Source organism: Flavobacterium sp. (assembly GCF_035299005.1).
Lineage (GTDB): Bacteria > Bacteroidota > Bacteroidia > Flavobacteriales > Flavobacteriaceae > Flavobacterium.
Window position 1 is genome coordinate 280,845 of the sequence record NZ_DATGXL010000015.1, and the last position, 16,519, is coordinate 297,363.

A 16,519-nucleotide genomic window follows, 5' to 3' on the forward strand; every position below is an offset into this window, starting at 1 on the left:
ATAGTTAAAATGATAAACAATTATTCCTTTTTACTCCGTTTATTTACTAATAAAACCAAAACATTAAAAAAGCAAAAAAATACCAATAGCAGAGTGTTTTTTTTGTTTACAACACTTTTCATTTCATATTTTTTTTATGGGCAAAATTCATTAATTACGACTAGTGATGGTGGATTTGAAAATACCACTTCAGCTTTTTCAAATAATGGATGGACTCAAGTAGGAACCTCTGGTAGAACATGGAGAGTTGGGACATATGGAGGAGCAGCAACAGGAACAAAGGCTGCCTATTGGGGATCAGCAACTGCTTATGGTGGTAATGCCAATGCAGCTGTTGGGCATTTTTACAGAGATATTACAATACCTGCAGGCGCAACAAGTGTGTATTTAAATTACAAATTAAAATACCCAACTATTGACAATACTTTTGATTATTTTTACGTATTTACAACTTCAAATAGTAACACCCCTGTTAATGGAACTATTCCTACAACTGGCTATACTCAACAATTTGTAAATACCGCCACTGCTTACAGCACATTTACTTCAATGCCACAAATTGATCTTAGTGCTTTTGCAGGAACAACTGTAAGATTAGTGTTTACATTTAAAAGTGATGCTGCTGCTCCAAATGCAGCACCTGCTATTGACGACATCACTTTAACATACCTCACACCCTGCTCTGGAACACCTAATGCAGGAACAGCAAGCATAAGCTCCTCTTCTGGCTGTGCAAATACTTCTGTAAATTTAAACGCATCAAATTTAAGTGCAGGAACTGGTATAACCTATCAATGGCAATCATCCTTAGATAATATCGTTTGGAATAATATCACTGGAGCAACTAATTCATCTTATAATATTACTACTTCAACAGGCATAACATACTACAAACTAGTAACTACTTGCTCTAATAGCTCAAACTCAAATAGCTCAAATTCAGTTTCCTTTAACGGAATAAACTGCTTGTCTGTTAATGTCCCTACAACTAGCTATAATACAATACCATGCGGGTCTAGCTCTTTCATTTACGACAATGGAGGAACATCAGGTAATTATGCGACTTCAAGTAATGGATATACGATTATAGAAAACTCTGGAACTGGCGTAATTACATTAACAGGAAACTACACTTATATTGAGTCTTCATATGATCATTTAAAAATATATAGTGGTGTAGGTACTGGTGGAACTTTATTAGCTACATATTCCTCTAATTCCGCTGGCACAATAACTCCCATAACAAGTAGTGCTGGTCAGTCTTTAACCGTTGCATTCACATCCGATGTATCAAATGAAGGAGCTGGATTTGCATTGTTAGCATTATACTCTGGAACTTGTGCCACATGTGCCTCACCTTCTAGTTTAGCCACTTCAAATATTACAACCAACTCTTCAACTTTATCATGGACATCCCCTACTATAGCCCCTCTCAATGGTTACGAATATTATTATAGTACTAATTCTACAGTTCCAACATCAAACATAACAGCATCAGGAAGCGTTCTTACAGGTAATACTACTATTTTAACAGGATTAACTCCGAACACAACATACTACTTTTGGGTGAGATCTAATTGTGGGAACGGAGATACATCATCGTGGATTGGTAATTCTACATTTACAACTTTGATTGCACCAATAACTATAACTCCTGCAACTAACACTACTTTTTGTAATGGAGATTCTGTCTCATTAACCGCATCAAGTACTGTAGGATATACTTATACTTGGTCTCCAAATACCGGACTAAATTCATCTACAGGAGCTACAGTTATAGCCTCACCAGCTAACACAACTACATATACTGTAACTGGTACTTTTGGAACAACAATCACAACAAATACAATTACAATAACAATCAATTCAACACCTACAGATGTTGAAATAGCAAATTCAAACAGTACAATTTGTACTAATAACATACAAACACTTACTGCAACTGGAGGCATAGTAACTAACAACATACTCTCAGAAAATTTCAATGGAGCTGCACCTGGGTGGACCACGATAAACAATTCGACTGGAGGAACAACTGCAAATGCCGCTTGGGCACTTTACTCCTCTGGAACAACTTTTCATAGCAATGATAATTCTAATTTTGCGATGTCTGATAGCGACGCTCAAAACTCTGGAACAACTGCGACACAACTCATTAGCCCTGTCTTCAATTTAGTAGGCTATACTTCAGCAACTTTACAATTTTATCAACATTATGACAACAACTCTGATGATACTGCTAAAGTTCAAATTTCAACGGATGGAGGTGTTAATTACATCAATTTAGTCACTTATAACAATGACCAAGGAACTCCAACGGAATTTATACTTTCAACTATTAATCTTGATGCTTATACTGGACAATCAAATCTTAAATTAAGATTTAAATATGATGCCACATGGGATTGGTATTGGGCAATAGATAATGTTGTACTTTCTGCTTCAAAACAAAACATTGTTTGGTCTCCAAATACAAACTTGTTTACAAATCTAACCTGTACAATTACATACGATGGTGTTTCAAACGCGCCAATACTATACGCGAAACCTACTGAATCTATTATTTACACAGCAACATCTACTGGAAATGGATGTATTAAATCTGACACTGTAGCTTTTAATATTCAAAGTGTATTTTACAATCCTAGTTTGTATTCTAATAACACTCCAGCAAATTGGTCAGAAGCACCATCAAACAACAAGTCAATAATTTTTGATGGAGGAAATTTCACTTCGACTGAAGATATTGAAGCTTGTAGCTGTACTATTAATTCTGGAGCTGTGGTTATAACGACCGGTCATAGTTTAAAACTTTATAACGAATTAAATGTAAATGGAGGAAGCATCACATTCCAAGACAAGGCCTCATTAGTTCAGATTAACAACAATGCCATCAACACAGGCAATATTAATTACTATCGAAACGCTATAGATTATACTTCTGCACTCTATGATTATGTATATTGGTCAACACCAACAACAAATTCTTCTACAGCTGCTGTTGGTTGCTACAGTTGGAACACAACTTATGTCAACACAAATGGAACACAAGGGAATTGGTCTTCAGCTAATAACACCCCAATGATAACTGGTAAAGGATACATAATGAGAGATGTTTTTTCAAAAACCTTCACAGGCATTCCACATAATGGAATAATAACAACTAATGTTCAACGAGGTACCATTACCACTGGTCCAAATAAAGACACAGACAATTGGAATCTAATTGGAAACCCATACCCATCAGCAATTGATTCACATTTATTTATGCTTTCAAACACAAATATAGAAGGATCAATAGCAGTTTGGACTCACAATACCAGTCCATCTTCTGCGAATGGGAATCCTTTTTATGCAAATTTTGTATCCAACTATCATTCAAATGACTACATCATATATAACTTAACAGGAAGTCAGGCTGGACCACATGTATTCGAAGGTGATATCGCTGCTGGACAAGGCTTTATGGTCAAGCTACTGGAAACAGGCAGTAATAACCAAACCGTCGAATTTAATAATTCTATGAGAGATGAAAACAACAATCAGTTTTTTCGACAACAATTAAAAACAATTGAAAATCAAAGCACATTAATCAATCCAGAATCTCACCGAATTTGGTTAGAAATCTCCAATTCATATCTACAAGCTACACGCACACTTGTAGGATATATTGAAGGAGCTACTAACAACCAAGACAGATTGTTCGATGCTACCACATCATCTAATAACGATCAAAAAATTTACAGTTTAATTAATCAAGATAAATTTGCAATTCAAGGACGCGAATTACCTTTTAACGATCAAGATATCATTCCAATTGGATATGACAGTCCTACTAGTGGAAATTATACAATAGCTATCAATGCTGTAGACGGCATATTCAACAATCAAAACATTTATCTACAAGATCTGTTGACCAATACAATCCATAATTTAACATTGAGTCCTTATAGTTTTAATACAAACTCAGGATCTTTTACTGATCGATTTAAAATAAGATTCAACAATTCTACTTTAGAAAATGAAGATTTTATTACTAATAGTAACAATCTACAAGTTTATGCCGATGAGAATATTCATATTAAATCAACTGCCGAAAAAATAAAATCTGTACAAATATTTGATTTGTTAGGAAGAAATGTTGAGACATATGACAATATAAATAACTCACTTTTTAGAATCGAAAATTTAAAACCAACTAAAACAACTTTACTAATAAGAATAACTCTAGAAAACGGACAAACAAAGCCTTATAAAATAATATTTTAAAAAGACTATTTTACCAACAAAAATGACCAGTATTTTACTGGTCATTTTTTTTATTTTATTAACAACAAAACGTTATTAAAATTTAACTAAGTAAAATTATAATGATAATTTACAATGAAGTTATCAACAAAATAATGTTTTTTTAACAAATTATTAATTTTTTGTTGCTATTTAAACAAAAAAAAATATATTTGTGTAAAATTCTATTAACCCCTAACTATAAAACTATGAAAAAGAATCCTTTAGGATACATTTTTCCTACATTCTCTTTTGCAAAAAGCATTAAATTATTCTCTCTCCTTTTTGCTTTTGTTTTTTACACAAACTTGTCATTTTCTCAAACCGACACTTGTACAACTCCAACATCAATTAGTATTGGTGCAACATGCACAACAACAAACTATAATGTTGCCTCAGGATTTAACAACGATGGTCAAGCACCATGTACAGGAACTTCATTTAGAGATGGATGGTATACTTTTACTACTGGAGCCACAACAACATCTATTTCAATTCAAGGCACTAGTAATAGACAAATGGGTATTGCTATATATACTGGTACTGGCGCATGTAATGCTCTAACACAACAAGCTTGTATTGTACCTGGTGCTGCAAACGCTACTTTAAACACAACTGTAACACCTAGTACAACGTATAAGCTAAGAATTATGCGAACAAACAACAATACCGCCAATAATATGACTGGTACTATCTGTATTGTTGACACTACACCTGCTTCAGTTTGTGGCAGTACAACCAACATAGCCTCATGTGGAACTCTTGTAAACACTACAATTGCAGCAGGAACAGGAAGTTTTGGAACTTCTGCTTGTGGCTTTACAACGGGTGGAATCGAAAGAGTTTTCACTTTCACACCAATTACAACAGGAGCGTACACTATTCAACAATCAAGTTCATTTGCTTTTATAGATTATCAATTTAGAACTGTAGCTTCTGGATGTGCTGCTGCTGGATGGACATGTATTGATGATTTAACTGGTGCTTCAAACAGCCCTTCATTTACTCTAACTGGAGGAGTTCAATATTATTTGTTACTGGATCCCGAAAGTACTGCGGGTGGAAACATCAGCTTCACCATAAGTTGCCCTATTGTTGCACCATCAAATGACGATTGTAACAATGCAATTCCTCTAACATTAAATACCAGCTGTTCATACTCAAATTACACAACTGCTGGAGCAACCGCTTCTACATCACCTTCAACACCACCTGTCCCAGGTTGTGCTAGTTATTCTGGTGGCGATGTATGGTTTAGTTTTGTTGTTCCTGCAAACGGAGAAGTTACTGTTGACACACAAACGGGTGGAATGACCGATAGTGGAATGGCTTGGTATACAGGTACATGTGGTACTTTATCTCTGTTAGAATGTGACGATGATGATAGCGCTAATGGATTAATGTCTAGTATAACGAGAACTGGCTTAACCCCTGGAACCACAATTTATGTACGTTTTTGGGAATATTCAAATGATAATCCAGGCACATTTGGCATCTGCGCTACTTCTCCTGGACCGTGTACAACCCCTGGAGCGCAAGCAAATGGTTTTACTGCAGGAACAATTACTTCTACTTCTTTTCCAGCAACTTTTTCTGGAACTGCCGATAGTTATTTAGTAATTCAGTCAACCTCTGCTACTCCGCCTACTCATCCTGTAAATGGAACTATTTATAATGCTGGAAATATTGCTACTCTAGGAGCTGGACTTACATTTGTACAAAGTGGAGCGTCTACTTCAATTACTGGAACTGGATTAACAGGAAATACTCATTACTACTATTACATCTATGCCTTTAACAATTCTGGCTGTACAGGAGGTCCATTATACAACGCTGGAGGTCCATTAACTGGAAATGCTGTAACATGTCCTGCAGCACCAAGTCCTATATCAACTAGTTCAACACTTAATAGCATTAACTTTTCTTGGCCATCTTCAATTGGAGGAGGTAGCAATGCTGTAACATACACATTACAAGTAACAACTGATGCTGGATTTACAGCTAATGTTGCTGGTTCACCATTTACAATTAATGATCCAACAATAACTTATAATTTGACTGGTTTAGCTGCTAATACTATTTATTATTATAGAATTAGAGCAAATAATGGATGCTCTTCAAGCTATACAACCGGTAGTGCAACAACAGGATATTGTGTTCCTGCTCCAACAAGTGTTGATGGTACAGGAATTACTAACGTAACAATGGGTACAATAAACAATAATACCGGAGCTGAAGCTGGAAATTATGGAAATTATTCTGCTATGAGTACAACAGGTTCTCAAGGAGAAACCATTCCATTCAGCATCAGATTTTCAACATCAGGCTTTGGATACGACGCAATTATTTGGATTGACTGGAATAATGACTTAGATTTTGATGATACTGGAGAACTGATGTTTAGTGGAACATCTCCATCAACAAATCCTGGTATTTTAACCGGAAGCTTTCAGATTCCTCCAACAGCAATTTTAGGGAATCATAGATTAAGAATAGGCGGTGTTGATTTTGGACCACCTACACCTTGCTATACAGGCTCTTACGGAACATATGAAGATTATACCATCAATGTAATAGCTGCAACTTGTCCTGGCCCATCAAACATAACAGTAAACCTTACATCACAAACAACTGCAACAATTAATTGGACAGCTGCAACGCCTGCGCCAAGTAATGGATATCAATATTATTTAACTACATCTGCAACAGTTCCTAATGGCGCAACCGTACCAACGGGATCAGTTGGAGCTGGTATAACAACATTAAATTTAACTGGATTAACTATTGGTTCTACATATTATATTTGGATTCGTTCAAATTGTGGTGGCACACAAGGATTTTGGATTGGAACCTCATTCGTAGCGCCAACTTGTCTTATAGGAAATAGCACAGGAACATCATCACTAGGCTGTCCTTCTGTAGTAGGTGGAGGTCTAGGGTTAAGTGGAGCTGATCATGCAGCTATAAGTTGTACAGCTGCTTCAACATGTGTTGATTTAGAAGCTACGTATTTAAATTTAGGAAATACAACAAGCTATACCGTTGAATCAATCACCTACGCTCCTCCATATCAATTTGGTTGTTTAAAAAACCCTGTGAGTGTAAATATTGATGATCGCTGGTCTCCAGTAGTTAATCTCCCATTTGATTTTTGCTTTTATGGTAACACTTACAATCAATGCTTAATAGGCTCAAATGGAATAATTACTTTTGATTTAGTAGGAAATACTCCAGAAGGGTATTGTGGATATTCTTTTGCAGACAATCTTCCACAAGTTGGACATAGTTCATTGGTAGAAAATTCAATATTTGGTGCTTTTCACGATATTGACCCAGGAATCAGTGGAGAAGTTGGATGGGAACTTATCACCCTTAATAGCGGTTGTAGAGCATTAGTTGCTTCTTGGAGTGATGTTCCTATGTTTTCTTCAACTTGTAATTCTCAGTTATATACAGGTATGATTGTTTTATATGAAAACACTAATGTTATCGAAGTTTATTTAGAAGAAAAAAATACTTGTGCTTCATGGAATGGGGGTAATGCTATAGTAGGAATTCAAAATGCTACAGGAACTACAGCTGTTGTAGCTCCAAACAGAAATGGATTAGACGCAGACTGGACAGTTACAAATGAAGCTTGGCGCTTTGTCCCAGCTGGAGCCTCTATTACAACTCTAGCATGGCATGAAGGCTCAGGAACTTCTGGACCTGTTATTGGAACTTCTGATATTATTACTGTATGCCCGGGCGCGACAACAACTTATACTGCAGAAATTACTTATACTTTATGTGATGGTACAACATTAGTTGAAACTGACGAAACTACTGTTACTGTTACAGGTAGCAAAGTGTGGGATGGCTCAGTAAATTCACAATGGAATAATGCAAATAACTGGACTCCTGTTGGTGTTCCAACAGCAGCTGATTGCGTTTTAATTCCACCAACCGCTAATAATCCAATTATTTCTGGAGCAAGTTATAATGGTTTAGGTTTAAACTTAACTATTCAAAATGGAGCAACATTAACCGTAAATCCTACTAATAATGTTACAATTACTGATTGGGTAAATATAAATGCTGGAGGTAATTTACAATTAGATAACACATCTAGTTTAATACAAATAAACAACAATCCAAACACAGGAACAATGCATATGGATCGAACAGTTTCGATTCGTAAACAAGATTATGTATATTGGTCTTCGCCAGTTTCTTCATTTGCAAGTAGTGCAATTTCTCCAGGAACATCAGCCGGATATATTTACAAGTGGATACCTACAATTGGCGCAAATACAAATGGATTTGGAAATTGGACGTACGGCAGTGAAAATATGGTAATTGGAAAAGGATATATTGTTAGAGGACCAAATGCTTACACAAACACTCTAACTCCATTTACAGCCACTTTTACAGGAACTCCAAATAATGGAATTATAACAACTCCTATATTAAGAGGAACATACAATGGTGCAAATTATTCTACCGGAGTTTCAACAACATTAGGAACTAGAGATGATGACAACTGGAACTTAATCGGAAATCCGTATCCTTCAGCTATAAATGCAATTAACTTTTTAACTACAAATACAAATATTGATGGATTTATAAAAATTTGGACACACGGCACACTTCCAAGCAATGCAATTGCTGATCCATTTTATAACAACTATGTATACAATTACACACCTGCAGATTATATTACATACAATATCACAGGAACATCTTCAGGACCTGGAGTATTTGGCGGAAATATTGCTGCTGGACAAGGTTTCTTTGTATCAATGTTACATACATCTGTTGCTGCTTCTGAAAATGTTACGTTTAATAATTCAATGAGAAATAGCACAAATAATAATAGTCAATTTTTCAAAAATGCTACTACAAGCGATGATAACAATGGTCGCATTTGGTTAGATCTAATTGCTGCAGACGGAAGTAATGTGAGAAACTTAATAGGTTATGTAGACGGAGCTTCAAACAATAGAGACAGATTATATGACGCAATTACTGATGTAAAATTAAATTTAAATTTATATTCAAAAATTGGAGATGAACCAATGACAATTCAAGGAAGAACACTTCCTTTTAACGAATTAGATTTAGTACCAATGGGAATAAAAGTACCTCAAACAGGAAATTACTCTATAGGAATAGGAACAGTAGATGGGTTCTTTTCTAATACAAATCAAAACATTTATTTAGAAGATTTAGACACAAATATAATTCATGATTTAAGACAAAATCCATATACATTTACAGCTGTTGCTGGTGATGACCCAGATAGATTTATCCTTCGTTATACAAATAGCACATTAGGAAATGATGATATTACGAATGAGGAAGCAAATGTTTGGGCGATATCTTCTGATATTTTATCTATAAAATCAACCAAAAATACGATTGCATCAATAAAAGTTTTTGATGTTATAGGAAGACTTTTAGCAGATTATCCCGAAGTAAATGGATATGAAATTCCACTAACAAAAATTCAAAAAAACAAAGTTGCTTTAATTATTCAAGTAACATTATCAAATGGATCCATAGTAAATAAAAAAGTAATTTATTAATAATCAAAAAATCAAATATTTATACCTAAAGGCAACCTATAATGGTTGCCTTTTTTGCATTTTATCGATAAAATCAAACCTTTAAACAATTAAAATAAAATATTAATCATAAAAGCAAAATATTTATTAATTTGTTGCAAATTATTCATATAAATCCCTAATTATTATGAGAAAATATTTACTTTTTTTAATTTTTTATACGTTTTATTCAACCGCACAGGTTGGAGTCGGAACTACAACACCAAACGGAGCATTAGATGTCACTTCTGCAAACGATGGATTGCTAATTCCTAGAGTAGCATTAACAGCAACTAATGCTATTGCTCCACTTACAGCACCAACAACATCTGAACTTGTTTACAATACTGCAACTGCAGGCATTATTCCAAATAATGTAACTCCAGGCTACTATTATTGGAGCGGCACAGCATGGGTTAGATTACTTAGTACTCAAAATAATGATTGGTCAGTAACTGGAAACACGGGGCTTAATGGAGGAAACACAACTACAGCAGGAACAAATTTTGTAGGAACTCTAGATAATCAAAATATAGATTTTAGAACAAACAATATATACAGAGCCCGAATTAGTAATTTAGGAGAACTATTCGTTGGTACTCTAAACACTGTAATCACAGGTGACTTAATGAATGCCGTTGGAAATGCAACTTTCCCATGGGCTGTTAACGGCTATACAAGCCTAAATGGGGCTGGAACATATGGACAAGTAACAGGTGGCACAACCATATTTGGTGGCGTTCAAGGTGAATACAATGGCACAAACGCTCAAGGCACAGGAGTAAGAGGTATTGCATTAACAACAACCGCAGGAACCTCCTTTACAGCTCCACATACTGGAGTAAGTGGAAATGCAACAACAGGTGGAACATATAAATTTGGAGTTTTTGGATCAGGAGGAACAACTAATAGAACCGGAGGTGTTCTTGGTAATGATTACGGAATAGCATTAGGTGCTTTAGGATATTATGCTGCTAACGGAACAGACTACAGCGTATATGGCTTTGGACAGGCACATACAAATGGATTGGGAACAGGACGAGTAGCTAACATTCTTGAAAATAGAGCAAACACAAATATTGGGCTAGGTATATATGGCGGTGCAATGGGAGGTTGGGTAAGAGGTCTTAAATATGGTTTTCATGTAAAAGGTGAAACTTATAGCTTATACATTGATGGAAAAGGATACACCAATAAACCATTAACTTATTTAATTGAAACCACTGAAAACACAAAAATAGCAAGTTACATGACAACGTCTATTAAACCAGAAGTTACAATTAATGGAAAAACACAATTACAAAACGGCAAGATATTTATCCCATTTGAAGATTCGTTTCAAAAAATTATTTCCAACATTGATGACATCATAATTACTGCAACTCCACAGGGCAAATCTAATGGAATTTATATAGATCAAATCACAAATGCAGGTTTCTGGATTTATGAAAATAATAATGGCGAATCAAATGTAAAAATATCATGGATAGCTATAACTAAAATAAAAGGAGAAGAAAACCCAAATACTCCAAATGATTTACTAGCTAGTGACTTTGACAAAAAAATGGACGGAGTAATGTATAATGATATAGATAAAAATGGAAATCCACAATCACTTTGGTGGGATGGAACCAAAATGAGATGGGATAAACCAGTCAGTACAAAAGAAGATAAAGAAACTGAAAAATTGGCTAGACCAACAAAAGAAAAAAACAACTAAAAATAGTTCAAAAAACTCCAAAAAGACCTTTGCTTTAAATAGTGAAGGTCTTTTTCGTTAATATATGCTTCACGCTCAAACGAAATATTCAAATAAGCCTTCTTCTTATCTTTAAATAAAATCCATTTATATAAAAACTCTAATAAATACCATAGAAAAAAAGGAAATATCAACAACTCAAATTGTTGTCTAATATGTATTTTTTCATGATTTAAAACTACCAAATCCTGCTTTTCATTTTCACTAAAAAGAAAAATAAATGGAAATAAAGTAATCCCACGGAAACCTTTCGGTATTAAATATTTAAAAACTATTACTATCATTTGATGCAAAGTTGCTAAATTTGTCGATATGAACAACGAATTAAATCCGAATAATTTAAAAGAAGGAGAAGATTTTTATTATACTCCTGAAGGATATAAATGTTTTACAGAAAAATACCATCTTAAACGTGGTTATTGTTGCAAAAGCGGATGTCGTCATTGCCCTTATGGCTTTGACAAAAAAATAGGAACTATTAAGAAGTAATTAAACTAAAAAACAACAAACTATATACCATAAAATGACATTTCAAGAACAAATATTGGAAGGAATCCCATCGGTTTTACCAAATCCTAAGCCATATGAAGCAGAAATTAATCACGCTCCAAAAAGAAAAGAAATCCTTTCAGATGATGAAAAAAAATTAGCTTTAAAAAATGCGTTACGCTATTTCGACCCAATACATCACACAGAATTAATTCCTGAATTCAAAGCCGAATTAGAAACCTACGGAAGAATTTACATGTACCGTTTGCGTCCTGATTACAAAATGTATGCTCGGCCGATTTCAGAATATCCCGGAAAATGCGAGCAAGCAAAAGCCATTATGTTGATGATTCAGAACAACTTAGATTATGCTGTTGCACAACATCCTCATGAATTAATAACCTATGGCGGAAATGGAGCTGTTTTTTCAAATTGGGCGCAATATCGCTTGACAATGAAATATTTGGCAGAAATGACCGAAGAACAAACATTGGCTATGTATTCTGGTCATCCAATGGGTTTATTTCCTTCTCATAAAGAAGCTCCGAGAGTTGTTGTTACCAATGGAATGGTGATTCCAAATTATTCTAAACCTGACGATTGGGAAAAAATGAATGCTTTAGGCGTTTCGCAATACGGACAAATGACAGCTGGAAGTTATATGTATATTGGTCCACAAGGAATTGTACATGGAACAACAATCACCGTTTTAAACGGATTCAGAAAAATTAAGAAATCACCAAAAGGCGGATTATTTGTAACCTCTGGCTTAGGTGGAATGAGTGGTGCTCAACCAAAAGCTGGAAATATTGCAGGTTGTGTAACTGTTTGTGCCGAAGTAAATCCAAAAATCACAAATATTCGTCACTCTCAAGGTTGGATAAATGAAGTGATTGAAAATATTGACGAATTAATACCACTAGTTAAAAAAGCATTGGAAAATCAAGAAATAGTTTCAATTGCTTACTTAGGAAACGTTGTAGATGTTTGGGAACGTTTTGATCAAGAAAATTTACATATCGATCTAGGCTCTGACCAAACTTCTCTTCATAATCCTTGGGCTGGAGGATACTACCCTACTGGTTTTTCTTTTGAAGAATCGAATGAAATGATGGCTAATAATCCAGAAAAATTTAAAGAAGAAGTTCAAAAAACCTTACGCCGTCATGCTACGGCAATAAACAAACACACTGCAAAAGGAACATATTTCTTTGATTACGGAAATGCCTTTTTATTAGAAGCTTCTCGAGCTGGAGCAGATATTATGGCAGAAAACCACATCGATTTCAAATACCCAAGTTATGTGCAAGATATTATGGGGCCAATGTGCTTTGATTACGGTTTTGGTCCGTTCCGTTGGGTTTGTGCTTCAGGAAACCCAGAAGATTTAGCTAAAACAGATAAAATTGCTTGTGATGTTTTAGAGGAAATGATGAAAAATTCTCCAGAAGAAATTCAACAGCAAATGGCTGATAATATCCAATGGATAAAAGGTGCTCAAGAAAATAAATTAGTTGTTGGATCTCAAGCAAGAATACTTTATGCTGATGCAGAAGGTAGAATTAAAATTGCAGAAGCCTTCAATCAAGCAATTGCTCGTGGAGAAATTGGCTACGTAATTTTAGGTCGTGACCACCATGATGTTTCTGGAACCGATTCTCCTTACAGAGAAACTTCCAACATTTATGACGGTTCACGTTTTACAGCAGATATGGCTATTCAAAACGTAATTGGTGATAGTTTCCGTGGCGCAACTTGGGTTTCTATTCATAACGGAGGCGGCGTTGGCTGGGGCGAAGTAATAAACGGTGGTTTTGGTATGGTTCTTGATGGAAGTAAAGAAGCATCGAGACGTTTAGAGTCTATGCTTTTTTGGGATGTAAATAACGGAATTTCAAGAAGAAGTTGGGCAAGAAATGAAGGAGCTATATTTGCAATAAAAAGAGCAATGGAGACGCAACCTTTATTAAAAATTACCATCCCTAATATAGTAGACGAATCAATATTGTAATAACAAGTTTAAAGGAAAAAGGAATTCAACTTTAAACTTGAAACCTTAACTTTAAAACCCACAATTATGAAAACATTAAAATTACTTTCGGTTCTTTTCATAGCTACTTTAGCCTCATGCAGTTCGGTTAGAGTGAATGCTGATTATGATAAAAAAGCAACTTTTACAAGTTATAAAACCTATGCTTATTTAAAAAGTGGCGTCGATAAAGCTGAAATTTCAGATTTAGACAAGAAAAGGATTTTATATGCGATAGATGAAGTAATGTCTACAAAAGGTTTCAGTAAATCTGAGAACCCTGATGTTTTAATTAGCATTTTCACAAAAGAAAGAGAGCGTGTCGACATCTATCAAAACTATGGATTTGGTTGGGGTTGGAATCCTTATTGGGGAATGGGCTATTCTAATGTAACTACAACACCAGAAGGAACGCTTTTCATAGACATCATTGATGCCAAAACCAAAGAATTAGTTTGGCAAGGTGAAGGAAGTGGTTATCTTACTAAAAATACAGAAAAAAAAGATGCTAGGATAAAAGAATTTGTTTCTAAAATATTAGAACAATATCCACCAAAATAAAGAAATTTAATTTTTAAAAAAGTGCAATTTATTATTGCACTTTTTTTGTTTATGAATAACTTTCTTAATCATATATTAATATTATAATTTAAAGAATTCGTAAATTTGCATCCGCTTTTCACATAAAGCAAGAAATAAATGATTCTTAAAAAATTTATCTTTCTTATACTTTTATTGGTATCTAATTTTAGTTTTTCACAATGTTTTCAAATTGAAACTATTCTAGTTGACGCATGTGATTCGGGTGGTACAAGCGCAGATGAAGGTTTCAATGAAATGTTTCGAATAAAGATTGGATCTACAGCTTTAAACACAAGTAATTTAAACGTAAATTGGCCTTCAAACACTTGGCAAGGATTAATTCAAAATGCTACAACTGCTGCTAAAGTTGCTCAATTAAACACGGATATCATAGCCGCTGGAGGTTGCGGTACTGTGCTCGAACCAATTGGAGGTGTTTTACCTGCTAATGCTACAGTAATTATTGTTTCTAGTCAAAATTTTAATATTACTTTAAATTCTTTTGGGGCTTTAACTGCAAATACTTACATACTCTTCCAAGACAATACAACTGTAACAACAGGTCACTTTGGAAACTATAATACAACTCCTGGTTTAAGAACATTAACTGTTAATTTCGGAACAACTTGTTCTGATACAGTAACCTATCAAAGAGCTAATCTTATAAATATTTTTGGAACTTCTGGTGGTACAACAGCTGATAATAATGGTGCAACGGTGAATTTCAGCCCTTCTGGAACACCAGCTTATGTAAACAATGGGTGTACAGCACCAATTCCGCCTTTTACCGTAGATGCAGGAACAACTCCTTTAACTGCATGCCCAGGCGACATAATAAACTTAACAGGAACAGCGCAAGGACAAATAAGCCTTTTATGGAACGCACCTTCAGGAAGTTTTTCTAATTCTAGTAATTTAATCACTTCTTATACCGTTCCAGCTACAGCTGTTTCTGGAAGTTCCATAACTTTAACCTTAACCGCAACAAATATATGTGCTGCATCAATTTCTGATAATATTATAATAAATATTAGTGGAAGTACTTTAAGCTTAACTTCTGGAAGCAATAACCAAACCATATGTTCTGGGGATGCTATTACTCCTATTCAGTATACTTTTGGTGGTGGGGCAACTAACGTTAATATTAGCGGACTTCCTTCTGGAGTAACCTCTTCTATTGCTGGAAATGTGGTAACTATCAGCGGAACACCTACATCAAATTTTAGTTATTCAATAAATACAATCGGTGGTTGTGGAACTGTGACTCTTAATGGAACTATAGCTCTTAATTCAAATGCAACTTTAAGCTTAACTTCTGGAAGCAATAACCAAACCATATGTTCTGGGGATGCTATTACTCCTATTCAGTATACTTTTGGCGGTGGGGCAACTAACGTTAATATTACCGGACTTCCTTCTGGAGTAACCTCTTCTATTGCTGGGAATGTAGTAACCATCAGCGGAACACCTACATCAAATTTTAGTTATTCAATAAATACAATCGGTGGCTGTGGAACTGTAACTCTTAATGGAACTGTGGCTCTTAATTCAAATGCAACTTTAAGCTTAACTTCTGGAAGCAATAACCAAACCATATGTTCTGGGGATGCTATTACTCCTATTCAGTATACTTTTGGCGGTGGGGCAACTAACGTTAATATTAGCGGACTTCCTTCTGGAGTAACCTCTTCTATTGCTGGGAATGTGGTAACTATCAGCGGAACACCTACATCAAATTTTAGTTATTCAATAAATACAATCGGTGGTTGTGGAACTGTGACTCTTAAT

The 16,519-nt window shown here is 34.9% G+C and carries 8 protein-coding genes; 7 read left to right on the plus strand and 1 reads right to left on the minus strand.

Annotated features, from left to right (window positions below):
* Positions 1-102: 102 nt before the first annotated feature.
* From VK164_RS12850 to VK164_RS12860, 3 genes are all read left to right on the plus strand, one after another.
* Positions 103-4,269 (plus strand): choice-of-anchor J domain-containing protein, encoded by a 4,167-nt coding sequence (locus tag VK164_RS12850; protein WP_324209728.1) that lies wholly within the window; start codon positions 103-105, stop codon positions 4,267-4,269.
* A 227-nt stretch (positions 4,270-4,496) separates the two neighbouring features.
* Entirely contained in the window at positions 4,497-9,854 is a 5,358-nt protein-coding gene (locus VK164_RS12855) for a GEVED domain-containing protein (RefSeq protein ID WP_324209729.1), read from the plus strand.
* 166 nt (positions 9,855-10,020) lie between these two features.
* Positions 10,021-11,592, plus strand: a complete 1,572-nt coding sequence (locus VK164_RS12860; protein ID WP_324209730.1) for a hypothetical protein — start codon at positions 10,021-10,023, stop codon at positions 11,590-11,592.
* Here the strand turns inward: VK164_RS12860 and VK164_RS12865 are convergent.
* Positions 11,589-11,915 (minus strand): hypothetical protein, encoded by a 327-nt coding sequence (locus VK164_RS12865; protein WP_324209731.1) that lies wholly within the window; start codon positions 11,913-11,915, stop codon positions 11,589-11,591. The genes VK164_RS12860 and VK164_RS12865 overlap by 4 nt on opposite strands.
* A 28-nt stretch (positions 11,916-11,943) precedes the next feature.
* Between VK164_RS12865 and VK164_RS12870 the strand changes: the two genes are divergently transcribed.
* The 4 genes from VK164_RS12870 to VK164_RS12885 form a co-directional block, all read left to right on the plus strand.
* Positions 11,944-12,120, plus strand: a complete 177-nt coding sequence (locus VK164_RS12870; protein ID WP_324209732.1) for a DUF5522 domain-containing protein — start codon at positions 11,944-11,946, stop codon at positions 12,118-12,120.
* Positions 12,121-12,154: 34 nt separating this feature from the next.
* Complete coding sequence (locus tag VK164_RS12875) at positions 12,155-14,131, plus strand: urocanate hydratase (RefSeq protein WP_324209733.1); 1,977 nt, start codon at positions 12,155-12,157, stop codon at positions 14,129-14,131.
* A 66-nt stretch (positions 14,132-14,197) separates the two neighbouring features.
* A complete protein-coding gene (locus tag VK164_RS12880; RefSeq protein WP_324209734.1) occupies positions 14,198-14,710 on the plus strand; it encodes a DUF4136 domain-containing protein in 513 nt (170 codons plus the stop codon).
* Positions 14,711-14,848: 138 nt separating this feature from the next.
* A partial coding sequence (locus tag VK164_RS12885) for a beta strand repeat-containing protein (protein WP_414655553.1) occupies positions 14,849-16,519 on the plus strand: 1,671 nt, incomplete at its 3' end.